The 24,978-nt window shown below is 64.1% G+C and carries 24 protein-coding genes and 4 pseudogenes; 2 read left to right on the top strand and 26 right to left on the bottom strand.

What is annotated here, in order from left to right:
- Window positions 1-24: 24 nt before the first annotated feature.
- From V8Z65_RS05135 to ccmI, 7 genes and pseudogenes are all read right to left on the bottom strand, one after another.
- Window positions 25-1,560: a Do family serine endopeptidase gene (locus V8Z65_RS05135; RefSeq protein WP_338722984.1), complete on the bottom strand. Its 1,536-nt coding sequence runs from the start codon at window positions 1,558-1,560 to the stop codon at window positions 25-27.
- A gap of 123 nt (window positions 1,561-1,683) precedes the next feature.
- On the bottom strand, window positions 1,684-2,148 hold the full coding sequence (locus V8Z65_RS05130; protein WP_338722982.1) for a cytochrome c-type biogenesis protein: 465 nt from the start codon (window positions 2,146-2,148) through the stop codon (window positions 1,684-1,686).
- Entirely contained in the window at window positions 2,145-3,026 is an 882-nt protein-coding gene (locus tag V8Z65_RS05125; RefSeq protein ID WP_338722981.1) for a cytochrome c-type biogenesis CcmF C-terminal domain-containing protein, read from the bottom strand. Before V8Z65_RS05125 ends, V8Z65_RS05130 begins: the two co-directional genes overlap by 4 nt.
- Window positions 3,019-3,301: pseudogene (locus tag V8Z65_RS05120) on the bottom strand (cytochrome c-type biogenesis protein); the annotation flags it as partial. The gene V8Z65_RS05125 and the pseudogene V8Z65_RS05120, both read right to left, overlap by 8 nt.
- Window positions 3,298-5,113, bottom strand: a pseudogene (locus V8Z65_RS05115) (heme lyase CcmF/NrfE family subunit). The pseudogenes V8Z65_RS05120 and V8Z65_RS05115, both read right to left, overlap by 4 nt.
- Window positions 5,110-5,554 (bottom strand): annotated as a pseudogene (gene ccmE, locus V8Z65_RS05110) (cytochrome c maturation protein CcmE). The pseudogenes V8Z65_RS05115 and ccmE overlap by 4 nt, the downstream one beginning before the upstream one ends.
- Window positions 5,555-5,583: 29 nt before the next feature.
- Window positions 5,584-6,696, bottom strand: coding sequence for a c-type cytochrome biogenesis protein CcmI (gene ccmI / locus V8Z65_RS05105; protein WP_338722980.1), 1,113 nt, complete (start codon window positions 6,694-6,696; stop codon window positions 5,584-5,586).
- Between the two features lie 105 nt (window positions 6,697-6,801).
- Between ccmI and V8Z65_RS05100 the strand changes: the two genes are divergently transcribed.
- Window positions 6,802-7,878: a hypothetical protein gene (locus V8Z65_RS05100; RefSeq protein ID WP_338722979.1), complete on the top strand. Its 1,077-nt coding sequence runs from the start codon at window positions 6,802-6,804 to the stop codon at window positions 7,876-7,878.
- Window positions 7,875-9,854, top strand: coding sequence for an FAD-dependent oxidoreductase (locus V8Z65_RS05095; RefSeq protein ID WP_338722978.1), 1,980 nt, complete (start codon window positions 7,875-7,877; stop codon window positions 9,852-9,854). The genes V8Z65_RS05100 and V8Z65_RS05095 overlap by 4 nt, the downstream gene beginning before the upstream one ends.
- Here V8Z65_RS05095 and V8Z65_RS05090 read toward each other — a convergent pair whose 3' ends face one another.
- From V8Z65_RS05090 to V8Z65_RS05000, 19 genes and pseudogenes are all read right to left on the bottom strand, one after another.
- Complete coding sequence (locus V8Z65_RS05090) at window positions 9,855-10,376, bottom strand: hypothetical protein (protein WP_338722977.1); 522 nt, start codon at window positions 10,374-10,376, stop codon at window positions 9,855-9,857.
- On the bottom strand, window positions 10,357-11,073 hold the full coding sequence (locus tag V8Z65_RS05085) for a hypothetical protein (RefSeq protein WP_338722976.1): 717 nt from the start codon (window positions 11,071-11,073) through the stop codon (window positions 10,357-10,359). The genes V8Z65_RS05090 and V8Z65_RS05085 overlap by 20 nt, the downstream gene beginning before the upstream one ends.
- A gap of 84 nt (window positions 11,074-11,157) precedes the next feature.
- Window positions 11,158-11,631 carry a hypothetical protein gene (locus tag V8Z65_RS05080; protein WP_338722975.1) on the bottom strand — a complete coding sequence of 158 codons (474 nt, stop codon included), beginning with the start codon at window positions 11,629-11,631 and terminating at the stop codon, window positions 11,158-11,160.
- 61 nt (window positions 11,632-11,692) lie between these two features.
- Window positions 11,693-13,072 carry a HAMP domain-containing sensor histidine kinase gene (locus V8Z65_RS05075; protein WP_338722974.1) on the bottom strand — a complete coding sequence of 460 codons (1,380 nt, stop codon included), beginning with the start codon at window positions 13,070-13,072 and terminating at the stop codon, window positions 11,693-11,695.
- Window positions 13,073-13,114: 42 nt separating this feature from the next.
- Window positions 13,115-13,774: a response regulator transcription factor gene (locus tag V8Z65_RS05070; RefSeq protein ID WP_338722972.1), complete on the bottom strand. Its 660-nt coding sequence runs from the start codon at window positions 13,772-13,774 to the stop codon at window positions 13,115-13,117.
- A 25-nt stretch (window positions 13,775-13,799) separates the two neighbouring features.
- Window positions 13,800-14,099, bottom strand: a complete 300-nt coding sequence (locus tag V8Z65_RS05065; protein WP_338722971.1) for a hypothetical protein — start codon at window positions 14,097-14,099, stop codon at window positions 13,800-13,802.
- A 76-nt stretch (window positions 14,100-14,175) separates the two neighbouring features.
- The gene (locus tag V8Z65_RS05060) at window positions 14,176-14,919 is read right to left on the bottom strand and encodes a glycoside hydrolase family 108 protein (protein WP_338722970.1); all 744 of its coding nucleotides are present in this window, start codon (window positions 14,917-14,919) and stop codon (window positions 14,176-14,178) included.
- A complete protein-coding gene (locus V8Z65_RS05055) occupies window positions 14,912-18,661 on the bottom strand; it encodes a glycoside hydrolase/phage tail family protein (protein ID WP_338722969.1) in 3,750 nt (1,249 codons plus the stop codon). The genes V8Z65_RS05060 and V8Z65_RS05055 overlap by 8 nt, the downstream gene beginning before the upstream one ends.
- 137 nt (window positions 18,662-18,798) lie before the next feature.
- Window positions 18,799-19,236, bottom strand: coding sequence for a hypothetical protein (locus V8Z65_RS05050; protein ID WP_338722968.1), 438 nt, complete (start codon window positions 19,234-19,236; stop codon window positions 18,799-18,801).
- Window positions 19,236-20,126: a DUF2163 domain-containing protein gene (locus V8Z65_RS05045; RefSeq protein ID WP_338722966.1), complete on the bottom strand. Its 891-nt coding sequence runs from the start codon at window positions 20,124-20,126 to the stop codon at window positions 19,236-19,238. The genes V8Z65_RS05050 and V8Z65_RS05045 overlap by 1 nt, the downstream gene beginning before the upstream one ends.
- Window positions 20,123-20,744, bottom strand: a pseudogene (locus V8Z65_RS05040) (DUF2460 domain-containing protein). The gene V8Z65_RS05045 and the pseudogene V8Z65_RS05040 overlap by 4 nt, the downstream one beginning before the upstream one ends.
- A 69-nt stretch (window positions 20,745-20,813) precedes the next feature.
- Window positions 20,814-21,356, bottom strand: coding sequence for a phage tail tape measure protein (locus V8Z65_RS05035; RefSeq protein ID WP_338722965.1), 543 nt, complete (start codon window positions 21,354-21,356; stop codon window positions 20,814-20,816).
- A complete protein-coding gene (locus V8Z65_RS05030; RefSeq protein WP_338722964.1) occupies window positions 21,346-21,537 on the bottom strand; it encodes a rcc01693 family protein in 192 nt (63 codons plus the stop codon). Before V8Z65_RS05030 ends, V8Z65_RS05035 begins: the two co-directional genes overlap by 11 nt.
- Window positions 21,534-21,848: a gene transfer agent family protein gene (locus tag V8Z65_RS05025; RefSeq protein WP_338722963.1), complete on the bottom strand. Its 315-nt coding sequence runs from the start codon at window positions 21,846-21,848 to the stop codon at window positions 21,534-21,536. The genes V8Z65_RS05030 and V8Z65_RS05025 overlap by 4 nt, the downstream gene beginning before the upstream one ends.
- Window positions 21,849-21,857: 9 nt before the next feature.
- A complete protein-coding gene (locus tag V8Z65_RS05020) occupies window positions 21,858-22,271 on the bottom strand; it encodes a phage major tail protein, TP901-1 family (RefSeq protein ID WP_338722962.1) in 414 nt (137 codons plus the stop codon).
- 12 nt (window positions 22,272-22,283) lie between these two features.
- On the bottom strand, window positions 22,284-22,679 hold the full coding sequence (locus V8Z65_RS05015; protein WP_338722960.1) for a DUF3168 domain-containing protein: 396 nt from the start codon (window positions 22,677-22,679) through the stop codon (window positions 22,284-22,286).
- Window positions 22,680-22,682: 3 nt separating this feature from the next.
- Window positions 22,683-23,027 (bottom strand): phage head closure protein, encoded by a 345-nt coding sequence (locus V8Z65_RS05010; RefSeq protein WP_338722959.1) that lies wholly within the window; start codon window positions 23,025-23,027, stop codon window positions 22,683-22,685.
- Window positions 23,024-23,590 carry a phage head-tail connector protein gene (locus V8Z65_RS05005; RefSeq protein ID WP_338722958.1) on the bottom strand — a complete coding sequence of 189 codons (567 nt, stop codon included), beginning with the start codon at window positions 23,588-23,590 and terminating at the stop codon, window positions 23,024-23,026. Before V8Z65_RS05005 ends, V8Z65_RS05010 begins: the two co-directional genes overlap by 4 nt.
- 157 nt (window positions 23,591-23,747) lie before the next feature.
- Window positions 23,748-24,971: a phage major capsid protein gene (locus V8Z65_RS05000; RefSeq protein WP_338722957.1), complete on the bottom strand. Its 1,224-nt coding sequence runs from the start codon at window positions 24,969-24,971 to the stop codon at window positions 23,748-23,750.
- Between the last annotated feature and the right edge of the window lie 7 nt (window positions 24,972-24,978).

Below are 24,978 nucleotides of genomic sequence, written 5' to 3'. Positions count from 1 at the left end.
GGTCAGCCCCGGGGCCGTTGGGCATTATTCAGTATCGCCAATCGGCAAGCCGACAAAGCGAGCTTCACCGTCACGGGCGACCTTGATCAGCACCGTATTCAGGCCGCGATCCTGAACTGCCTGCACCGCGGCGTCGAAATCGGCCGGTTCGGCCACAGGCTTGTTGTCGACCTCGAGAATGACGTCGCCGGTGGCGAAACCACGCTGCGCGGCGGCACTATCTCCATCGACATTCTGCACCAGCAGACCGCCCGAACCGTCGCCATTAGGCACCAGGGTCATGCCCAGGGCCGTGGCGGCTTCAGGCAGGGCCTGGGGCGGCACGGGCTGGTCCGGCGTTGCGGCAACGGCGGCTTCGTCGAGCTGCTGGAGCTGGACCTGGATCGAGGTCTCGGCGCCATCGCGCCAGATGGTCAGGTCTACGGTCGAGTCGGGCGCCTTGCTGGCAATGGTGCGGCTGAGGTCGAGCGCATCGTCGATCTGTTCACCATCGACCTTGAGGATGATGTCGCCCGATTTCACACCGGCAGCGCCGGCAGGGCCATCTTCGGTCGGCTCACGGACAATGGCGCCGCGGGCATTGGACAGACCGACGCTGTCGGCAATGTCCTTGCTGACGTCCTGGATGGAGACACCCAGATAGCCGCGGGTCACCGTGCCATCATTGATCAACTGGTCCACGATCTGCTTGACGGTATGTGCCGGGATGGCAAAGGCGATCCCGACATTGCCGCCATTGGGCGAATAGATGGCCGTGTTGACGCCAACCACTTCACCATTGGTGTTGAAGGCCGGGCCACCGGAATTGCCGGTATTGACCGCCGCGTCGATCTGCAGGAAGTCGCCGTAATTGGAGCCGCCGATATCGCGGCCAGCGCCGGAGATGACGCCAACGGTCACAGTGCCGCCGAGGCCGAAGGGGTTACCCACGGCAACCACCCAATCGCCCACGCGGCTGGGCTCGTTCTCGAAGGTCACGAAGGGCAGATCCTGGCCTTCGATCTTGAGCACGGCCAGATCGGTACGCTGGTCGGTACCGACGATTTCGGCAACCTGCTCGGAGCCATCTTCAAAGACCACGGTAACCTTAGTGGCGTCTTCGACCACGTGGTTATTGGTTACGATGTAGCCGTCCTGGGAGATGATAAAGCCCGAGCCGGCGGCCATGAAGTGCCGCGGCGCGTTTTGGCCGCCAGGTGCACCCGGCCCGTTGGGCCCGCCGAACTGGTCGAAGAAGTCGCGGAACGGATGATCTTCGGGCAGATCGGGGAAATTGAACTCGAAGTTAAAGTCGCGGCCGCCGCGCTGGATGGTGCGGCTGGGGGATTCGGCTTCCACCAGGATCGAGACCACCGCCGGTTTGACGGCGTCCACCAGGTCGGCAAAGCCTTGCTGCACCGAGGCCTGTGGCACGACGATCTGGGCGGCGTTCTGCATCTGCGCATTGGCGGCCTGGCCGGTCAGAATCAGGGCCGAGCCGACACCGCCGGCACCAACCAGCAAGGCCAGGGCGGAAGCACCCAACCAGCGGCGCGTACGCGAAAGAATAGTCGAACGCATGGAACGTATCTCCTTCGTTAAGCTCTCAACAGCTTATGGCGATACGTATGGAACGACGCGCCTTTCTGCGAAGTTGCGCCAACATTAAGCTTTAGCAATGTTGCAGGCGGGAATGTGTCGCAACTAGGGGCGATTTTCGCCTTGATTCAGGGCCTCGAGCGCGGCGGTCTCTTCGGCGGTCAGGGCCTGCGGAGCAGACGCGGCGGGCCGGCGGCGGGCCAGGAGCAGGACCATCAGGCCAGCCAGCAATAGCAGCGGCGCGGCGGCCCAGAGCAACAGCGTGTGCGCCCCCAGGCGTGGGTTGAGCAGAACATATTCGCCATAGCGATCGACAATATATTGCTCGACCTCCTGATCGGTATCGCCCGCCAGCAAGCGCTCGCGCACCAATAGGCGCAGATCTCGGGCAAGGTCGGCATCGCTGTCGTCAATCGACTGATTCTGGCAAACCAGGCACCTAAGGCCCGCCGAAATATCGCGGGCCCGCTGCTCGAGGGCCGCATCGGGCAGAATTTCGGTCGGCCCCACCGCCATGGTGACCGGCGACAGGCAGAGGAGCAAGCAAGCCAGAAGCGCGCGCAGTTTCATTGGGCCGCCTCGGGGCGTGGCTTTCGCGCCGGCTGGGGTGCGCCCAGGCGGATGCGCCGGTCGGTCAGCGAAAGAGCCCCGGCCGCCGCCATGACCAGCGCACTAATCCAGATCAGCAGGATATAGGGCTTGTGCCAGACGCGGACGACATGGGTGTCGTCCAGGGGCTCGCCCAATTGCAGGTAAAGCTGGGACAGCCCATAGGTCTGGATAGCCGCTTCCGTAGTCGGCATGCCGCTGGCCATATAGGTTCGCCGTTCGGCCACCAGTCGGGCCACTCCACCATCCGGTGCCGTGACCGTAAAGCTGCCCGCATCGGCCAGATAATTGGGGCCGTTCATTTGCTCGAATGTGTCGAAGGCAATCTGGTATCCCGACAATTCGGCCGTCTCGCCCGGGTTGAGCGTCGTCACCAATTCGGTCTCCCAGGCCGATACGGAGACGATCCCAAGCACGGTCAGGCCCAGCCCCAGATGCGCGATAGCCGTCGACCAGATCGAGCGCGGGAGCCCTGCCAGGCGTCGCAGGCTTTCACCAAACGGAATACGGCCCATCCGGCTACGCTCGATCAGTTCGGCCACGGAACCAAAGGCCACCCAGAAGCCCAGCAGGAGCCCGAGCGGGACCAGTGAAATCGAATTTCCGGCCAGTGCGGAAATCAGGATGGCGAGAAAGACCGCCAGAGCGGCAAAGCCGATCAGCCTCTGGCCGGCCGCCACGAGGTCGGCGCGCTTCCAGGCCAGCAGCGGCCCGAATGGCAGAACCAGCAGCAATGGCGCCATCAGCGCCCCGAAGGTGAAGTTGAAAAAGGGTGCGCCCACCGAAATGGTCGTGCCGGTCAGGGCATCGAGCAGGAGCGGATAGAGTGTGCAGAACATATTCGCCATAGCGATCGACAATATATTGCTCGACCTCCTGATCGGTTATCGCCCGCCAGCAAGCGCTCGCGCACCAATAGGCGCAGATCTCGGGCAAGGTCGGCATCGCTGTCGTCAATCGACTGATTCTGGCAAACCAGGCACCTAAGGCCCGCCGAAATATCGCGGGCCCGCTGCTCGAGGGCCGCATCGGGCAGAATTTCGGTCGGCCCCACCGCCATGGTGACCGGCGACAGGCAGAGGAGCAAGCAAGCCAGAAGCGCGCGCAGTTTCATTGGGCCGCCTCGGGGCGTGGCTTTCGCGCCGGCTGGGGTGCGCCCAGGCGGATGCGCCGGTCGGTCAGCGAAAGAGCCCCGGCCGCCGCCATGACCAGCGCACTAATCCAGATCAGCAGGATATAGGGCTTGTGCCAGACGCGGACGACATGGGTGTCGTCCAGGGGCTCGCCCAATTGCAGGTAAAGCTGGGACAGCCCATAGGTCTGGATAGCCGCTTCCGTAGTCGGCATGCCGCTGGCCATATAGGTTCGCCGTTCGGCCACCAGTCGGGCCACTCCACCATCCGGTGCCGTGACCGTAAAGCTGCCCGCATCGGCCAGATAATTGGGGCCGTTCATTTGCTCGAATGTGTCGAAGGCAATCTGGTATCCCGACAATTCGGCCGTCTCGCCCGGGTTGAGCGTCGTCACCAATTCGGTCTCCCAGGCCGATACGGAGACGATCCCAAGCACGGTCAGGCCCAGCCCCAGATGCGCGATAGCCGTCGACCAGATCGAGCGCGGGAGCCCTGCCAGGCGTCGCAGGCTTTCACCAAACGGAATACGGCCCATCCGGCTACGCTCGATCAGTTCGGCCACGGAACCAAAGGCCACCCAGAAGCCCAGCAGGAGCCCGAGCGGGACCAGTGAAATCGAATTTCCGGCCAGTGCGGAAATCAGGATGGCGAGAAAGACCGCCAGAGCGGCAAAGCCGATCAGCCTCTGGCCGGCCGCCCAACACCGCGCCGACCGCCGTCGCCAGGAACAGATTATTGAGGATCAAGGCGCCTTCGCGGCTGATCGGGGCGAACAGGCCGCCCTGGCGCAGAGCAGGCGAACGCATGGCAAACAGCAGAAAGGCGCCGCCAATCAGGATCGCCAATATGGTGAGGATGACGAGGCCTCGTGTGGGGTCGCTGGCAAAGGTGTGGACGGATGTGAGAACGCCGGAGCGCACCAGGAAGGTGCCCAGAAGCGACAGGGAAAACGTGATGATCGCGAGAAAGATGGTCCAGATCTTGAGCGCATTGCGCTTTTCCATGACCAGGGCCGAATGCAGCAAGGCGGTGCCGGCCAGCCAGGGCATGAAGCTGGCATTTTCCACCGGGTCCCAGAACCACCAGCCGCCCCAGCCCAGCTCGTAATAGGCCCAATAGGAGCCCATGGCGATGCCCAGGGTCAAAAAGGTCCAGCTCAACAGCGTCCAGGGCCGCACCCAACGCGCCCAGGCCTGGTCGATGCGGCCCGATACCAGCGCGGCGATGGCGAAGGAGAAACAGATCGAAAAGCCGACATAGCCCGCATAGAGCAGCGGCGGATGAATGGCGAGGCCAATATCCTGCAGGACCGGGTTGAGATCGCCCCCTTCCAGCGGCGCTGGCGAAAGGCGCGCGAATGGGTTGGAAGTAAAGAGCGTAAATCCAGCAAAGGCGGCCGTCAGCAGACTCTGCGTACCGAGCACCAGATTGGCCAGGTCGGAGGGCAGGTTGCGGCCAAAGGCTGCAACAAGAGCACCGAACAGCACCAGTATGAGCACCCAGAGCAACACGGAACCTTCGTGATTGCCCCAGACCCCGGAAATCTTAAAAATCAGGGGTTTGAGCGAATGGGAATGCTCGGCGGCCAGAGCCAGGCTGAAATCGGAGACGACAAAGGCCTGCACTATGGCCAGGAAAGCCAGGGCCACTAGAACGAATTGCAGAATGGAGGCCTGGCTCAGTGCGGCTGTCAGCCGATCGCCGCGACGCCATAGAGTCAGGCCGCCAATGGCCGACACCGTTGCGATGGCAAACGCCAGGATCAGCGCGAAATGGCCGAGTTCGATGCTCACTGCGCACCGGCCTCCGGCCGCCATTCACCCTGGGCCTTGAGCGCTTCGACGACTTCCTTGGGCACATAGTTCTCGTCGTGTTTGGCCAGAACATTATTGGCCTCGAAGCGACCGTCTGCACCCAGGCTGCCCTCGGCAACCACCCCCTGCCCTTCGCGGAACAGGTCGGGCAGAATGCCGACATAGTGGGTGACGATATCGTGTCCGCCATCGGTCACGGTAAAGATGTTCTCTCTTCCCCTGACGCGTCCAGCTGCCCTCCTTGACCAGGCCGCCCAATCGGATGGCCTGCCCTGGCATAACGTCGCGCGCGACAACATCGCTGGGCGCATAGAAAAACACGATCTGGTCCCGCAAGGCAGTCAGAATAAGAGCCGTGGCAATGGCCAGCACAATGGCCAATCCGCCGATAACGGCAAGGCGCTTTTGTTTGCGGGTCAGGCCGCGACGGCGGGCATTGGCCGGCATGGTCATGGACGGTCTCCGTTAAGCGTCAGGCCTGCACCCAGTGCAAGCGTATCGAGTTCGCCCCGATCAAAGGCGGCGGGATAGGCGGCAATAGCGGCGTCGAATGCGCGCTGGGCGTCGTCGGTGGCGTTGAGAACGAGATAGGATCGCACCAATTGTGTCCATTCCTCGATCGTGCCGCCTTCGCTGTACAGGCGGTCTGCCAATCCGCCAACCATGCCCTTGATCATCTCCGCCTGTTGCTCGGCGGTGGCATCGACGCCGTCATTCAGCGCCACTGCCAGGCCCTGCCGTGCGGCCGGCAACCAGGGCTCGTCACCACTGGCCAGATCGATGGCCTGCTGCCAATAGGCGCTCGCATCATCATAGCTGCCCGACCGCATGAGCTCGGCCGCCAGATAAAGTCTGGACCGCGTATGGGTTTTGTCAATCTGGGCGGCGGCGCGCAGCAGGCCCATGGCTTCCTCGGAACCAGCGCCGCCGGCATCGAGCAACAGAGCTTCCGCCAGATCGGTTTGCAGATCGGCCGTAGGTCCGGACAATGCCAGCACCTGCCGGTAGGCACGCGCAGCGTCGGCAAAACGCCCCATTTCCAGATAGGCCGGCGCGATGACCTGCCAGCCCCGCAGGTCGTCCGGCGCTTCGGTCAGCCGCGCTTCTATGCGTGCCACGGCGTCTTCCAGATCGATGTTTTGCGCGGCAGCCTCCGGCCGCTCCGACAATGGCTGCACGGGCAGGTCCGGCCGCCCCAGAACCGCATAGAGCGACAGGCTCAAAACGGCTATAGCCGTTACCCCAAGGAGCAGCAGCGGACGGCCAAGGTCTTGCCCGCCCCCGTGGTTCGGCCTATTGCCGTGGCGCAGCACTTCACGGGCCAGTTCGCCGCGGGCGGCCTGGGCCTGCTCGGCATCGAGTTTGCCATTGCCTTCATCGGCGTCGATGGCCGCCAGAACCGTGCGGAAATGCTGTTTGTCGTCAGCCATTTCGTCTTTGCGCGCGTTGACCGTTCGTCCGGCCGCCGCATAAAACAGGGCAGCGCAGGCAATGGCGGTAACGGCAATGGCGATCGACCAGAAAATCATGGGCCCCAAACGCTTGTCTGCCAGACGCGGCAAGGCATGGCCCTCTATAAGCCGAATGCGGCAAAAAACCACCAAAACAGCGCGTGATAAGATGGACGCATTGCCACAGGGGCGTGTAGTCGCGGGCTTATTTGCCGCATGAGCGAGCCCGATTTCGATTTCGCGGTCTTTGGATCCACGCCGCTGGCGCAATTTCTGGCAGGCCTGCTGGCCGGCTCTCACAACAAGAAAGTCCTGCTGGCGGGAGAAAGCCGCGCCAGCTATCGGCTGCCGCGCGGCATCGATCTGTCAGTGGCGCCGATAACGCGACCCCAAAGCTGGACCATCCTCGTCGGGACAATCCCTGAAGCATCGCGGCTCATGAGCCGTATTGCCGGACGCGGCACGCTCTCCCGCGTCGATCCGATCTTTTTTGCGGAGGGGCCGCGAGAGATCGAGGCGCTTTCCCACATCAGGCATATGGCGGTGGGATTTGGCGTTGCCGCCGAGCCGGTTGCGCAATCCACGCTTGGCGGCAACCGCGCAGGCATCGTGCTGCGCGACGCATTCAGGCTCAATCGCGCCCAGATGGAAACCGGTCTGGAACCATGGCTTGCGCAAAGTCAGGTGCGGCGCCTGACGCCTCAGTCGGTCAATGTCGATAAGGACGGCCGGGTGGAACTGGCGCAGAACGGCATGGTTTTTGGCGCCCGGCAGGCCGTGCTTGCAGATGACGAGGCGATCATGGCCTGGCTGCCGCTGCGCCAGTGGCCGACGCTTTTCCGGCGCCGGCAGCATAGCAGCATCCTGACGGCGCCGACGCGACCGCTGACGTCCTCGATAATGCTCGAGCTGGATTGGGGATTGTTCCTCACTCAGCAGCCCGAAGGCGGAGTGGCAGCGTTCGGGCCGGGCGAACGGGCAGAGTTCTCCGCGCATCTGCAGGGCCTTTTGGGCGAAGACAGGCAGATCGTCCAGGCCGGGCAGACCAGCTATCCAGCCCTTGTCACCCGGGATGGCGCACCGGCCTTCGGGCGGGTGGAAGGTCACGGTGCCGATATTGTCGCCGGTACGGGATGCTATGGCGCTTTCATCGCGCCCGCGCTCGCCCGCTGGCTGGCGGGAGCCGCGTCCCGCGCCGAGGCCCATTGGTTCGAGCAGCATCTTGTCGACAGAGACAATCGAAGCACGGCGGTGGCCGAGTTCCCCGGTTTCGGGGGGGAGCAGGCCGAGTGAGACCTCAAATCAACCGCCTGCCGGAAACGGCTCCCCGAGGCTTTGCCGGCACTGCCATTGACCGCTCTCGCCCCTTGCGCTTCCGGTTGGACGGGCGGCTTGTGTCCGGGTTCGCCGGCGACACGGTGCTGAGCGCGGCCCTGGCGGCGGGCATCGATACAATTGGGTTGCACCTGGACAATCCCATCGGCCTGACCATGCGCGCCGCGCCGGCGATCAGCCATGAGAACCTAGCCGATGATCCGCAATCGGCGCTTCCCATGGCCAGAACGCCAGCGCTGGACGGCGCCGAATTCGTGACAGTCGGGGTCGAGCGCTCCAGGGGCCTTGCGCGGCTCTTCCAGCCCGGTCGCACTTTGGGACTGACACTCAGCGCCACCCAGCCGCTCACCCGCCCCTGGAAAACTACACCGGGCGGCCGGCCGCAAACAACCGACGTCCTGGTGATAGGCGGCGGTGTCGCCGGACTTTCGGCCGCTCTTGCAGCGGCCAGGGCCGGGTTGGCGGTGACGCTCGTCGAAGCGCGACCGTTTCTCGGTGGCCAATCCGGCCTGTTCGGCACCCAGGAGGGCGAAGACGCCCCCGATGAAAGCATGTCGCGCCTCAGCACGGAGGTGGCGGCAAGCGAGGCAATTACGGTGCTGACATCGACGCATGTCTTTGCCATTCGCACCGGCCTGGCCCGCATCCATCAGATTGACGTCGAGGAGGGGAAGGTCCGCGGCCGGGTCATCGACATCACGGCGGGCCACATTGTCATCGCGACGGGGTCCCTGGAGCGTCTGCCGATCTTCGGTGGCAACAGATTGCCGGGGGTCATGGGCACGCTGGATGCCTATGAACTGGCGACACGGTTTGGCGTCTGGCCGGGCCAGAACGCAATTTTCGCCACCGGCAGCAATCCGGCCTATCGCCTGGCCATGCTGACCAGCGATGCAGAAATTGGCATTGGCCGGATATTGGACAGCCGCCCCCAGGCCAATTCGCGTTTCATTGCCTTCTCGCGCGCCTATGGCATCGTGCAGTCACCGGGCACGATCGTGTCTTCGGCCGGCATGGTGAGAGCTGGCGGCACGCTGTCGGTTCACGCGCAAACCTCAGGCGCAGCGGTGCTTGTAACCGACAGGCTATTGGTTTGCGGCGGCTGGCAGCCGGACCTGACCCTTTGGCATATCGCTGGCGGCACCAGCCGGTGGCATGGCAATCCGGGCCGGCTGGAGGCAGAGGGGCAGTTGGAGGCGATCGCCCTGGCGGGCAGCGCCGCTGGATATCTTACCCGGCGCGGCTGCATTCAGAGCGGCGCCGACGCCATCGATCAATTGCTGGGTCGGACACGCCGTCCGGTCGAGGACCCGGTCGTCGATCCGCTCTATGAAACGCCCGATGGCCCCACGTCCATTGCCAATCCGGTCGCCGGAGGACCCCCCGCTTACCTCGACGGCAGTAGCGGCCTCCTACCCCGTCCCGAGCCGGCCAAGCCCCGGTTGCGGTTGCAGTTCTGGCAGCCCGCGGCCCGTGGCCTGACGCTGCTTGCGGAGGCCCCGCAGCCGCTCACGGCCAGCGAGGTCGCGGCGGGCGTCGACCTCAAGCTGATACCCGAGCCGGCTGCCGGCATTGTCGCACAGGAGCGCGTCGCCTCCATCTCCCTGGCCGCGGAAACCAGCATGCAACAAGCCGATGCCTGGGAACCCATCGGCGACAAGGAAGTGCCAGCCTATCTTACGGGACGCTTTGGCGAGGATGCGCGCCTTGTCCGCCTGGTGCCGGACGAGCCTCGCGCGCTCGACGCAGGCGCACTCATCTTCCCGAACTCAGACACGGACCATCCGGCATTGGCGGTCGGGGTCGTGCTCAGGCATACTGCGCTTGGGCCATTGGCCCTGGTGGCTGCGCACGGCGCCGCCGCCGATTATCCGCTGACGGTGAGGGACAAGGGCCAGATCGTGCGCGTCCGCACTGCCGCGATTGACGATTGATCAGGCCCGGCGTTCCGCCGTTGCGCGAGCGCGCCGCAGCGTCTCGGCATAATCGGCGTTGAAGCGCACCTCGGCCATCTTGATGGCTGCATCGAGCCGCGCGCCGGTCATGGCATCGCCCGGATTCTGGCGCAGCAGGTCCAGATTGCGCTGGATATGCAATTCAAGCGCCTGGCCGGTCTGGCTCCAGGCCTGGTCGAAAACGGCATTTAGAGCCAGCGAATCGCGACAATCGCGGACCGACGAGAGCAGATAGACCCCGTTGATCGCCCCGAGCAGCCGGTCATTGTCGATCCGGTCTGCGCCCTCGCGCGGCCGGCGCATGGCCTGGTTAAGGTCCGTGGCCACCTCTTTGAGGCGCGGCTCGACCCGGTCGGAGACCATTTTCGTGATTGTCGAGAGAACCTGGGTCGCGCGGCTTCCGCGGGCAAATTCCACATAGCCGGTCAGCGAGCGCACCAGGCGGTGAAAGCGCTCCAGACTGCGGCAGACCATATCGATGTCAGCAAGGGGGTCCGCCAAGCTGCAAATGCTTCAGCTGGTTCTGGGCATGAGCCAGAACCGCATCGAGCAGAGGCGAAAATCCATTGCGGGCGATGACCTGCTCGCCGGCATTGCCGCTGAGCTTGATGACAGCGGTGATGAGCCGCGTGGGATTGGCGATCTGGCCCATGGCGGCGTGAAAAAGCAGCGCGGCCAGCACGGGATCTTTCAGCGGCATCGACTGCAGAGCAACACCAAGGGCGGCATCGTCGCTCATCGCGTTGACCGCCTTGCCGAAGCCCTGCGCCTTTGGCAGCAGGGCGCGGGCCCTAAGGGCGGCCATAACCACGGCCACCTCGTCGCGGAAATTGTCACGCCCGGATTGAGCCCGCAGGCGGCGCAGGGCCTCATTGTCGCGGTCGACCTTCTCCACGGCCGCCTTCATGCGCGACAATATTTCCGGCATCAGCGGCTCAAGATCGGCCGCGCCGAAATTGCCATTGGCGACGCCGTCGGCGGAAATGAGGTCCGGGCAAAGGTCGCGCGCGACCCAGGTCCATATACTTGCGGCCGCTTCGGCGCTGACCGAGCCGCCAAAGGCAAACAGCACCGGCTCGTTCACCAGAACAGGGTCGATCACGCCGCAAAAGGGCCGCGGAACGCGCGCGCCAGCCTTTGCCTCAACCCTGGCAGGTGAAGGCGCGGCAGCGGCGGGGCTGGTGGCAGGTTGGCTCATAAGCATTTCGGGTCGGGAACACGATCGGTCACGACCCTATAGGGCCGTGGTAAACAATCCTTTTCCCGACGCCGAATGCGTTTGTCAGGCGGCGCCCTGGACCACGTTCCAGTTGCCGTTCACTTCGCGGCAGGCGGTGCCCTTCTTGACATAGTCCGTGCCACCCACTTTGACCGTATGGGTGAAATCGCGGCAATCGAGGTTGTTCACGCGCACATAGGGCCCGACGGCGACCGAGCCCGTTGTGCCCTTGTCGCCGGCCCATTGGCGCGGCGCACCGGGACGACCGAACTGCAGGGCATAGAACTGGGCGCTATTGGCCTCGTTGGAGTCCTTGGCGCTCATCAGGGCCAAGGCTGCGGGGTCCACAAAGCCATTGGCAATGCTGGTGGTCAGCTTTGCGGTCTGCACGGTTTGCGCGGAGGTCGGCACCAGAGGCTGCGTCACCATGGGCTGAGCGACGACCGGCGCCTGCACGACCCGTGTGGTGCCGGTGCTCGAACAGGCGGCCAAGGCCAGGGCGAAAATCGGAAGAGCAAAAAGAGAAATACGATTCATCGGTTATTTGGCCTCTGGTGCATTCAATTGGTTCTTGTTGTCGCAATGCGGCGAAAGTGCGTCAGGTTCCGGGCGGCCTGACGAGTCCACCCAGCCGGGCCGTCGGCAGCTTCAGCTCCACTAGCAATCCGCCCAGTTGCGAGCGCTTGAGCTCAAGCTCACCGCCATAGACATCGACCAGTTCCTTGACGATATCCAGTCCCAGTCCGGTTCCCGGGGTTTTCTCATCCAGCCTGACGCCGCGACGCAACACTTTTTGCGCGTCGGCCTCCGACAATCCGGGGCCATTGTCGTCGATACGCATCAGTAGTTGGGTGCCTTTGTCGCTGCGGACGCTGCTCAGCCGCACGCCCACCTGGCCATTGGACCATTTGCAGGCATTGTCGAGCAGATTGCCCGCCATTTCCTCTAGGTCGGCCTCATCGCCCCGGAACCAGGGGAGCGAAGCATCGGGCCGCTGAAAAGCGATGGTGACATCGGGGTGGATTTTGCGCATCACGCGCGTCAGGCGCAGCATGATCATGGTGGCATCGGCCTTCTTGCCGACCACTGAAGTGCGGGCTGCAAGCCGCGCCCTTTCGAGATAGGTCGAGACCATATTGCTCATTTTCTCGGTCTCGGAGGCCACCACATCGGCCAGCGCGCCCTTGCGCGCATGCGCCTCGTTGCGCAGCACTGCAATGGGTGTCTTGAGCCCATGAGCCAGATTGCCGACCTGATTGCGGGCCCGCTCGATGATCTGCACATTGGAGCGCAGCAATTCATTGACCTCTTCGGCCAGCGGGGCGATCTCGGTTGGATAGCTGCCAGACACTTCGGCGCTTTCACCCTCCCGCACGGCTTCCACCGCACCGCTGAGGCGCGCGATCGGCCGCAATGCAATGCGCGCCACGATCGCGCTCATGATCGCCAACATGACGCCTACGGCGCCCAGCACAATAAAGGTCTGCCCCCGGAAATCGGCGACCAGCTCCAGCATCTCGGTCAAATTGCCCGAAACCGTGATGCGGTAGCTGCTATCAGCCAGCCTCACCGTGCGTTCCACCATGCGCAATTGCGTGCCGAAGGGATCGTCGATCACCTCGGTGCTGCGGCCCATGGTGTCGGCCGCGGCGCCGACGCCGGGCAAATCGATACCGACCACCGATGTCGAGAGGTTGATCAGCTCCCCCTGCTCGCCACGGATGATCCAGTACCAGCCCGAGCGAGGCCGTTCGAAACGCGGATCGGCAAGGGCAATGGTCGCATCGCGCGGATCGCCGGTGTCGAGCAGCGCCCCAGCCAGGCTTTCAACGTGGAAGTCGAGCGTTTCGGTCAGCGTTGTGTCGAGCGCGCGCGAATAGAGATCGGTGAGCAGGATACCGGTGGTGACCAGCGCAAGCACCAGCCACCCGGCAGACAGCCAGAACAGCGATGCAGCGATGGACCCTTTGCGCAGCATGTCAGAGCTTTGTCATGTCAGCCGCGGGACGCTTCAAGCGGATCAATCCCCAAGGATCTGGTAGCCCAGTCCGCGCACGGTCTGGATGCAGTCATCGGGCAGCTTTTTGCGCAGACGCCCGACAAAGACTTCGATCGTATTGCTGTCGCGGTCAAAGTCCTGATCGTAAAGGTGTTCGGTCAACTCCGTGCGCGAAATCACCTTGCCCTTATGGTGCATGAGATAGCTCAATAGCCGCAATTCGTGGCTCGTCAGCTTCACCGACTGGCCATCGACCGTTACCTTGCCGCTGCGGGCATCCAGGCGCACGGCACCACAGACGATCTCATTGCTGGCATGTCCCGCCGCACGGCGCACCAGCGCCCGCACGCGGGCCAGCACTTCTTCCATATGGAATGGCTTGGCCACATAATCGTCGGCGCCGGCGTCGATGCCCTGCACCTTGTCGCTCCAGCGGTCGCGGGCCGTCAGCAGCAGCACCGGTGTTGTCTTGCCGGCCCGGCGCCATTCTTCGAGCACGGAGAGCCCATCCATCTGCGGAAGGCCGATATCGAGGATGATGGTGTCATAGGGCTCGGTGTCACCCAGGAAATGCCCCTCTTCCCCGTCGAATGCCACGTCAACGGCATAGCCGGCCTCGGTCAGGGCCTCCTTTATCTGCCGATTGAGATTGACGTCGTCTTCAACAACCAGAATACGCATGATCCGTCCCCCGCTGGACTCACCGCTATTGCGCGCTCAGCGTCAGATTTTTTGCCTGACCATCCGGGCTGAGTACACCGATAACATATACCAGCGCTCCGCCTTCGTCACACACCTGAACATTGAGGATTTCCGAGCCGGCGTCCACGCCCGCGCGTGCCAGCACCGTGTCGAGCGACGCAATCTGTCCGGAAGACACCGCTTCCTGAATCTGGCGCTTGTCGAGGCAGGCCTGGGCCTGACTCTGGCCAGTGCTTGCCAGGGCAAGTGCCAAAGCCAGGGCCAGGGCGATGGGAGCGGAAGGTTTGGGGGCGTTCGTTTTCATGAGCCGATTATTAGCGGCTGCAAACTGAATGGGACATGAATGCGGCAAAGCACCCCCGATTTCCACACATTTACCCTCAGGCTTTCCCGATATCGCCCTTGAGGCCGCGCCGCAGGAACAGAATCGCCAGGGCTTCCAGCACCAGGCTGCCGGACGAGCCGCTTTCGAGCGCCGGCAGGTCGATACCCGCCATCTGCGCCAGCCCGGCCAGCAGCATGAAGGCGGCAACGATATAAGTCTTGTAGCCTGAAAGAATGTCCATGATCCAATCTCCTGAGGTTGATGAACTGCTTTTGGGCGCTTCCGCCAGGGCGGCCGCGCGCACGGTTTCGACGCGGCCCGTCCAGCCGCGCCCAAAAATCGGGAAAGTCGAAAGCGCCTTGAGGAAACCGAGCCGGCGGTCGCACAGCGCCTCGATCAATTTGGCCGCGTCCCGCCGCGCCAAAGCACCAAGCGTCAGCGGCCCCACCCGGCCATCCACCGCCACGGCAAGAATGCTCTGCAATGCGCGAATGGCCCGGTCAGGGCCCGAATTGACCGCATAGTCGAACATGGCAAGGTCGACGCCCGGCGGCATCTCCTCGGCCCGGCACTGGTCCCAGTATCCAGCCTTATAGATGACCGCCGCTTCGGCTCTGCCCAGTTGCTTGACTTCGATTTTGGGCAGCGCCCACCATGGCGATATGTTGCGCCAGCGGGCCAGCGTCTTGCGCGTTATGCCCATATTGGTGGCCCCGCCGGGATCGGCGGGGTGGTCCACATATCCACCCTCATGTCTCAAGATCTGTGTCAGGCAGGCCTCGAAGCGCGCATCAGCCATGAAATTCTCCCAAACCGGCATGCCCGGCACCGAAGACCGGACTGACCTGCCGCACCGTGAATGCAAAATCGTTCGCCGGGCCGCCGAAATCGGCTGCCTGTTCACTCGCCCCATAAGTGACGGTGGTGCCTGCCGAGGTGAGCGTGCGGGTGGGTAGACCGGCATCGACAATGTCGATCAGCCAACTCTCCGGCAGGTGCTCGAGAGGCGCCTCGCCAATGCCCCAGCCATCGGCATCGGCCCGGCTGCGGCGCGTCCAGCGCAAAACGATGTCGCCACCAGGAAGCGTCACGCCCGAGAGGTGCACCGGCGCCATTGGCAGTGCCGGAGCGATGCCAAGAGTTACCGGCAGCACTTGACCGGCACCATCGCCCGGGCTTGTAACGCGCAGGTTCCTGGTCTCTCCGATCCAGCTCGCGTCGATCGGGATGGCACCCGTATTCTGGTCGAACACCATGATCCGCCGCCCAATCGATACCGGACCTATGGCGTGGCCGGACCCGTCGAGTCCGCGCAGCAGGTTTGTTAGCCTGTACTGACCGGGGCCGATGAGTTCGGCCGAGGCGAACCCCAGAACCTCCCACGCGCCGGCATCAGTTTCGACGATCAGCCGGTTGCTGCCGGAAAGAACCGATAGCGGTTCAATATCGGCCAGATGCCCCGACCACAGGTCGATATCGAGGCCCGGCCCGCGATCCCAGCGTCCTTCCTGACCCGGCAGCAGCAGGGACGAGAGGGTTTGTCCGAGCGCTGCGGGTCTTGCCAGCCCAGCCAGCGCCCCGTCGGTGGCATCATCGGAAACCGTCACCCGCCCGGGCCATGGTTTTGCATAGGCGCCCACGACGAGCCGGCTCCGCAGCGGATCGGACGGCGGGGGCGGCAGATGCGCGGTCGCAATTGCCGGCGCGACGGCCGCGAGCGGCATGGGTAATTGCCCGCGCGGCCGCTCGACACCGCCAGCCAGAGCGTCACCCCGCCGCAGCGCTATGGCCGATATGCGGCGAACCGCACCATCGCGAATTTCGCTGACCATAAATGGCTGCTCGGCCAGGCCGGTCAGCGTCAGTCTGTCTCCGGGCTCGATCGCCAGCCGGTCCGGGGGCAGCGCGAATTCGATCCCGTCGTCGCCGGCGGACCGCAGATCGAGCAGGCGTTCGGCAGCCCGGCGGGCGGCCGAATTGTCCAAAACGATCGGCATGCTTTGCGACAGTGTCGGACCCGGTCCTGCCCGCAGGGCTGCCGAGGTCGCTGTGAGGTAGTCGCGCTCGCGGTCGAAATGCCCTAAGGTGAGACGTGTCGGTTTTTCCGCGCCGTTGCCGCGCCGCCGCGACAGCACTGGCGCCTCGGTCTGTGCCAAAGTCTCCGGCTCGATATGGGTCACCGTGCCCGGTCCGTGGGCGATGCCCACCAGCTTGTCCTCCCGCGCCGCGAGGGTCTGCCCCGTCAGCTCCAGGATGGGTTCGATGAGATCGCGTGCCGTTCCGGTCCCTGAAACGGTCAGGCCGCCGATCAACGGTGCGGACGGCGCGGCCTCGATGGGGCAGGCATATTCAGCGGCGACAGTGGTGGCCAGTTCGTCGCTGGCCAGTGCGCCCAGTCGACCTGTCAACCAATGGCCCGTCGCATGATTGACCCCATCGGACCATATGCCCGATTGCGCCGGAAAGGCCGGAAAAGGCCGCGCATCCCAGGTCCAGCAATAGAGCCGCCCGGTATCGACCATGCCCGCGGGGTTGACGTCCGTATTGTTCCAATGGCGGTGATGCGCCCGCAAGACCTGTCGCTGGATCAGAGCGTCAGGCGTCCCATTCGAAAAGTGTGGCCGGCCGTTTTCGGCGCTTTTGGCATCGTCGAAAATATTGGGCTGATTGGCTCCCTTGTCGACCGCGCCGCACCCGACTTCGGTTAGCCATATCTTCTTTGACCCCGGCACCCAGGCCGTCGGCGTGGCGCTGCGAACGCCATCCGGGCGGTCGAAATGCTGCTGTCCCCAAAAGGCGGCGATATCCTTGTAGCGCCATATCCAGGCTTCGCCATACGCCCCGTCGGCAATCGGCGTTCTGGTCTGCGCCCGCCGGTCCGCGTCGCTGGCATAGTACCAGTCGAAGCCCTCGCCGCCGGCAATATTGGCTTCCAGATAGTTCAGCTCATAGCCGGTTCCGGCCAGCGCCAGGTCAAGATGGGCCTCGCCATCGCGCCAATCGGCCAGCGGCACGTAGCAGTCGATACCAATGGCATCGATATTGGCCGATGCCCAAAGCGGATCGAGATGGAAGAATTTCGCGCCGTCCTTCTGACAACCCGAATATTCGCTCCAGTCGGCCGCATAGGTCAGCTTTGTCCCCGGCCCGACAATCGCGCGCACATCTGCGGCCAGGTCCACCAGCGCCTCGACGAATGGAAAGCTGTTGCCCGCTCCCTGCACACTGGTCAGCGCCACCATTTCCGACCCGATCAGCATGGCATCGACGCCACCGGCCACTGCCGCCAATTGGGCATAGTGCAGCACCATCTCTCGGTAGCCGGGCACAAAGGCGGCAGTCTGTGCGCCGGCGGCGGCCGTGCCATCGGGCGAACCGGGCCGGCCCGGCGCCGGTGAACAGGTCAGCCGTCCGCGCCAGGGATAGGCCCCCTGTTCGCTGCCGCCATAGGGATCGGCAAGGCCATTGCCCGGTGCGATGTCCATCAGCACGAAGGGATAGAGCGTCACCTTGAGACCGCGCGCCTTGAGATCGGCAATGGCGGCCCGTACCGATGCATCGGATGGCGTGCCGCCATAGGCTGGCCCGCCGTCATGGCTGGTCACCACCTGGGCCGTGGCGCGGGTGATACCACCCACGCTCCATTCCGTGCCCTCGATCGTGCGATCTGCCCCTTCGACGCGCGGCGCTATTGTGCAGGATCCGCAGCGCAGATCGTCGCCAAACCAGCTCACCACCAGCGCAACATGTTCGAGATTGGGGCAGAGCGCCTGCAGCTCGTCGAGCGACCAGCTCCAATTGCTGGTTCCGGCGATCAGATGCGCATTTTCGCTGGTGCCCGCCCCCGGTCCCACCACGCGCACGCGCGGCGTCGGATCATAGCCGAATTCGGTCGCCCCCGGAATGATGGTGACCGCGCGGATGGCCGGCTCCAGATCGCCCACCACGCGGCATAATTCGGCCGAAAGCTGGGGAATGCGGTTGCCGAACCGGCTCAGGGGCAGGTTCTCCACCACCAGATAGCAGAGCCCGCGATAGGCAGGCGCCTTGCCCGGGCCCTGAACGGCCTCGATCAGGCTGTCCGGCGTCTGGTCTTCATCCCCATGATAAAAGCGCAGATTAAGCCCGCGCGTATCGAGCAATTGCCCATCCGCCCAAATCCGCCCCAAACGCGCCACCTCGCCCTCACAGAAGGCGATGGCAAAGCTGGCGAGGATTTCCTCGCTCTCTTCCGGCGCGGGTGACAGGCCCTTGGACCCGGCGGTTTCGCTGACATGGCGTATCAGCTCGCGCGCCCAGATGATGTTGCCCGAAAGGCGCCCCCAGCCATAAAGCCGCGGCACCGCCAGGCCTTCGCTCGACGCCCCCAGCCGGACGTCGAATAGCGGCCCCTCGGCCGCCTGGTCCCGCTGGCCGAACAGCAGCCCATCAACGGCACTGCCCGCCAAGGCGCCAAGCGCCCGCCCAACGGTCGCGCCGATAGGACCGCCCAGCAGCCCACCGGCAAACTGACCGGCAACCGATAGTGCCAGTGTGGCCATGTCTTTGTTCCTTTTTTCGAACCATCAACACCCGTTGCGCCGCCCACGGGCTCCACCCGAGGGCCCGCCGACGCAAGCACTGGTAATTTGGTTGGGGTGCGAAGTGGCCCTCGGATCAAGTCCGAGGGCGGCGCGGTTCAATCTGCCGCATCGGTGCTACTGCCCGGAAACCAATAGAACCCGCTCACCCGGCTCAGCCATGCCGCCGTCAGATTGGCCTCGACCACGCCCAGATGTTCCTGCGCGTGGATGAACCTGTCCGGCGCGACCAGAATGCCGCAATGGCGCGGCTCGGCGGCCCCGCCGAGGCGAAACAGCACGATCTGTCCCGCCTCGCCCGGACCGGCTGCAGGCATCAGAAATCGCTCGGCCGCCAGGCGCAGGCTTGCGTCGTGCCCCTGGCCACGCCAATTGGCGCGATAGGCCGGCACAATGGCCGGCTCATCGCCATATAGTTTACGCCAGACGCCGCGCAGCAATCCCAAGCAGTCGCAGCCCGCCCCCAGCGTCGAGGCCCGGTGCCGATAGGGCGTGCCCAGCCAGGCCCGAGCTGCGTCGACAATTTGATCCTGCATCACGGCACCACCGCCCGTCCGTCCATGTCATAGCCGGCGCGCGGATGGCGCAGCACAAAGTCGCTGCCCGGAATATGCGGAAAACCGCGAAAATTGACGGCATTGGCGAATTTGGACTTGCAGGTCGCAAACCGGCGGTCGCATCCCACATGCACGTCCAGACTGTCCCCGATGGCGCACCATTCGCCCACGCGCTGGCCAAAGCCGAGCACGTCGCCATCTGCGTCGCGGCGGTGCGTCAGCACGGGATCGCTCAGACCCGACCGCTTTCCACTCGTCCAGCGCGCGGTGCCAAAGGCAAACCACCCCTCCTCGAAACCCGAAAGTCCGCTGACGCGCAGTTGAAAGTCGTCAATCTTGCCGACCACCATCGCTTCGCCTTTGTGCCCGAGCGCATCGAGATCGATCCCGCAACGCTGGTCGCCGACCATGGCGTCACACAGCCCCTGGAACATACGTCCTCTGGTCACGTTCAGGCCCTGTTGGGGCGAGCGCAGTTCAGCCCGGAACAGGCCATCCTCGCGCACGATCTCACCGATCGTGTCGACCCTCAGACGCACGCGCTGCCCCGGCTCTGCCCAATTGAGAAGCCAGGTTTCCACCCGCGCACCATCATAGCGCCCGAGCAGAATGTCCTCTTCGGCAATCGCGTCACTATAGAGAATGCCGAGCACCTCCCCGGTCTCCACCTGCTGACCCAGTCGTGACGGCACTTCGCCGCCGTCCAGCCCGTGCATGGGGCGGCATTCGGTGCCTTCGACGATGAGCGCCAGGTCATGGTCGGTAAAGCCCAGCACGATCCCATCGCTGCGCAGCACCCGCCAGCAATGGGCGGTGGTGGTCTCCCCTTGGTCCAGATGCGCGGCCAGCGCCTCTGGCAGCGTCCTCATGGCAGGATCTCCACCAATGGAATATTTGGCACTTCGGCTCCATCGAAGCCGTTGAGCTCAATATCAAGCCGCTCGGTATCAAAGCGCACCGGCACATCGAACAGAAAGCCAGCCGAAACGCTGGCGCCTGCTTCCGGGGCGCTGTCAAAGCTGATCTGACCGGTGGTCCCGTCCACGCTCCATCCGCTCAGCGCCTCCACACCATCGACCGCGACGCGGACGCTGCCCGCGACCGGCTTGGCAATGGGCCGCAGATAGGGGATCGAACGTGCCCCCATAGGTCTTGCTCAGTTGAAAGACCGTTTGAACGCCATCGCCGGTGCCGAGCACCTGGTCAGCCGGTTGCGGCAACGCGCTCCCCGAAGAATGGTCCAGCCCATCGCGCCACAAAAAACCATGCAGACGGCCGCGCCTTTCCTCAAAAAAGGCCAGCACGGCCTGCATGTCGGCCCGAGACTTGACGCCATAGCCGGCATTGTAGCGCCGCCGCGAATGCGCCCAGCGCCCATTGCGCGCTTCGCCGCCCCCGGCCAGCGTCACAATATCCGTCTTTCGCTCCGGCCCGCCCCGCGCCCCAAGCGCAATATCGAGCGGGAAACGAACATTGTGAAAAGCCATCTATTCGATCTCCATTGTCGCACCACGGCGCACAGAATCCGCGGCCTGCAGGCCCGCATCGCCAGAACATCAAGTGCTGCGGGAGCCCCGCCGCACCGCTCGCAACAACATCGCGCTCACTTCCGCTTCGCTGGCGGCAAAGCTGCGCGCGTCGCTCGCGGTCACATTGAAGGTGACATTGACCACTCCGCCGCCACCACCGGTCACGCCCAACCGCCCATCGGGCCCGCGCTGCAGGGGCATGATCGCTTCCGGCCCTGCCTCGCCAGCCAGACCCAACCCCTGCCCAAGCGGGAAATAGCTTGGCGCGGCTATCACGCCGCCCTTGGCGAATGGGGCCACCGTTGGATTGGTCGCGGTGAACAGGTTTTCAACCAGCCCGCCGACCAGCGTTCCCAGCGGTTTGAATGCAGCTTTAAGAGCAATGTCGGCAAAGGCATTGGCGATGTCGCTCAGGACAGAGCGAAACGACTTCCCGTCTGTCACCGCCCCGCGAAAAGCCCGGCTGACCGCGCTGGCGACACCTTGAGCCAGGTCGCTGATCCGCCCCAGCTCATCATTGACGTCACTCAGCTCGTCTCGAAACGTATTGCCAAAAAGGTCACCGGCCATCGGGAAATTGCTCCATCAATCCATCGAGTTCGCGCCGTTCCAGCGGCCCGGCCCGATCGCCCATCACTGCGCCCCAGGCGCTGGCCAGCTCGCGTGGCGTCATCGCCCAGAAATCGCGCGGCGGCAGGCGCAACACGCCCAGCCCAAAGCCCATTGCCTGTTTCCAGGGAAAGGGCCTCATTCGGTCTCTCCAAATGTCGCCTTGAGCAGGCGCACAGCGATTTCCGCCGCACCGCGCAAGCCGCCTTCCACGCTCATGCGAGCCAGATCGTCGTCGCTCACGGCATTACCGCCGCCTCGCAGACCGGCGCCCAGAATGGCCGTCAGGTCCTTGGCCGAGACCCGCCCCGCGCCAAACCGCTCCGCCAATCCGGCCAGATCCCCCGCCCCCAGCCGCGCTTCCAACTCCGCCAGCGCCCCCAGCGTCAGGCAAAGCGTTCTCGTCTCGCCACCGATCTCGGCCGCGATTTCACCACGATGAATATTCGTCATTGTTGCCCTCTAAATCGCCGCGAACGTCACTTCGCCCGCGCTTTCCAGCGCCAGATCGAAGGTCACCTCCCCCGCGTGGTCGGCGGAAAATTCCAGCGCCACGATCTGAAAGGGCCCTTCCACGGTGCCGAAATGCGGCAGGATGAGCTGCCAGTTGCGGATTGTGCCGGCAAAGAACAGGCTGCGGATTGTAGCGTCCGAACTTTGGTCCTTGAACACACCAGCACCCGAAACCGAGGCCCGCTTCACGCCACCTCCGGCCAGCAGCTCGCGCCAACGCCCGGCGCTTTCCTGATCCGTGGTGTCGACGCTGGCCGCATTGAAGTTGAGGCTGCGGGTACGAAGTCCCGCCACTGTGAGAAAACTCCCCGACCCGGTCTGGTCGAGCTTTAAAAGCATGTCCTTGCCGCTTTGCGCTGCCATGGCATGTCTCCACTATTCGCTGAAAAACCGCAAAGTCACCGCTGCCCGGGCCTGGCCGGTGGCCGTATCCACGCCCGTTTCGGTGCGTATATGTTCGCCATGGGTCACCGTCAGTCCGGCTGGCACGATCCCCGCCAGCGCCACGGCAATGACCCGTTCGGCAATATCAAGCGCAGCGCGCCGACTGGGCTGGTCGCTCCAGCAATGCAGTAGCAATCGGTGCTCCTGGCCCGGCGACGCATCGCCATCATGTTGACGCATGTCGTGCCGGTCGATCACCACATAGGGCACTGGCCGGTCGCGGGGCGGTGCGTCGAATACGCCCCCTGCCCCGATCAGCGCGGTCAGTGTTGCATCGGCGTCCAGCACGGTCACCAGTGCCGCCTGCAAACTCGCAATCGGGTGCATGGTCTACCCCGTAAAACTGGTTTCGCTGCAGGCGCAGCTGAGATAGGCCCGCCGCCCATTGAGGTCGGCCATGCTCACCACATCGAGATTCCGGCCGCGATAGACGATCCGGTCACCCGGGGAGACATCATTGCGGAAGCGCAGGACCACGCTATGAGAGATGGCGACCACCCGCCCATCGGCATTGGTGCCCTGGCGGCCCGAAAGGCTACGCACCCGGGCCCAGAGATGGGTCACCGGCACATAGAGGCGCTCATGCCCACCGACGCCATCGCTTGAGGTTTCGCGACGCTTGAGTTGGACGCGGTCGGTCAGCGTGCCGATGGCCGGGATCTTCTCCCCGCTCATAGCCGCACCCGCTTATAGCCGGCCACAGCCCGGTTAAAACCCGGGGGCACGATAGCGCCCGAGCCGGCAACAATCACCGCGTCGCGATGCTCATACCAATGGGCGACCAAGCCCAACAATGCCTGCCTCAGGTCGGCAGGCACATCGCCCGGCGCGGTGCCATAGCCGGCGACATAATCAATTTCGAGCCCCTGGCGCTCCTGCAGTGCGGGCATACCGACCACGACGCGGGGCACAATCAGCCGATCGGGCTCGCTCAGAAACTGCGCCAGCGCGATGTCGTGGCTGCCGCCATTGTCGTCGGTCGCGGTAATAGCCGTCACCGAAATCAGTGGCGAAACCGGCAGCTTCGCGGTCCCGCCTTCGGGCCAGTCATCGAGCACGACCCGCCAGCTCTGAGCCAGCAGCGCCTTGCCGGTCACGCCTTCAATATGTAGCCGTGCCGCTCCGATCAGCGTGGTGATCAGTCCGTCTTCCGTCGTGTCATCGACCTTGAGAAAAGCCTTGGCCTCGGCAAGCGAAACCGGCTCCTCGGCGGGCCCCGCCAGGAGATATGCAGTCATGTTGTACTTCCCGATATTGTATGGGGCACGGCGCGAAGTGAGGGTCGTCAGCCTGAGTCAGGTGAAGGGGAGGCCCGAGCACCGGAGCGGAGCGTACTATGAGTACGTGAGCACCGGAGCGCAGGCCCTCCCCTTCAGATGAGCAGGATCACGGCTCTCACGACACGCCGAATTTCAGCAGCTTGATCGCGTCATAATCGGCGATCCCGCCGCCAACCCTCTTCGTCGTGTAGAACAGCACATAGGGTTTCGAGCTGAACGGGTCGCGCAGCACCGAGACGCCCTGACGATCCACGATCAGATAACCTCGTCGGAAGTCGCCAAAGGCCAGTGAGAACGAGTTGGCGCCGATATTGGGCATGTCCTCGGCCTCGACCAGCGGGAAGCCCATGAAGCTGGCGCGCCCGTCGGCCGCCGCTGCCGGTTGCCAGAGGTAATTGCCGTCAGCGTCGTTGAGTTTGCGCAATGCCCCTTGCGTCTTGCGGTTCATCACCCAGGTCGCGTTCTGGCGGTAGCCGGCCTTCAGCGCATAGACCAAGTCAATCAGCACGTCGCTGGCATTGCTCGCTGGCAGCGCCCCGGAAACGCCGGTGGCGAGATAACCCAGATTGCCCCAGCTCCAGCTCGCCTCGGCCACCTTGGTGGCGTTAAGGAAGCCATTGGGCTTGTTGCTGCCGTCACCGGTCACGAAAGCCGTGGTTTCCTGCGCCGCAAAGGCCGCATTGACCTCGTCGGCAATCCACTGGCCAACATCCACCGCCGCATCGTCGAGAAAGGCCGAGGTGGCCGCTGGCATGGCATAGAGTTCGGTCGTCGGGTAACTCAGCTCCGCCAGGGTCTGGCTATTGGTGGTGGGACGTGCCGCCGCCTCGCCTACCCAGCCGGTTGCCGGGCCGGATACCGTAATCGGCCGCTTATAGACCGAGCCCGACACCTGCCGCACACCGGCAATGGCGCGAATGGGCGAGATATGGGTCATCAGCCGCGTGATCTCAGTCTCGACTTCGGCCGGCACCACATAGCCGCCATCGGCATTGACGCCGATCTGCAGCGCCTTTTCCTCGCCATGCTTCACATAGGCCGAAAAGGCTTCCTTGTATTCGCCGTCGGGCAGGCTGCCGCCCTTGCCCTCAATGGCCGGGCGCCCGCGTTCGGCGCTCAGGCGATCCATGGCAGCCTTGTGCCCGTCAATGACGCGGTTGAGCCGCTCAAGCTTGCCCTCGATCAGGCCGTCGGCCGTACCGCGCTTTTCGATCTCCTTCAGACGCTGGTCATTGGTGGCCTTGAATTCCTCGAATGCAGAGGAGAATTCGGCGAAGAGCGCGGCAATATCGCCCCCTGCGCCGGCCTTGGTTTCAAGGCCGTCGTCGATCCGATCCATGTCGGTT

Origin of the sequence: Devosia sp. XK-2, assembly GCF_037113415.1 — a bacterium.
Lineage (GTDB): Bacteria > Pseudomonadota > Alphaproteobacteria > Rhizobiales > Devosiaceae > Devosia.
This window is presented reverse-complemented; position numbering and strand designations above follow the sequence as displayed.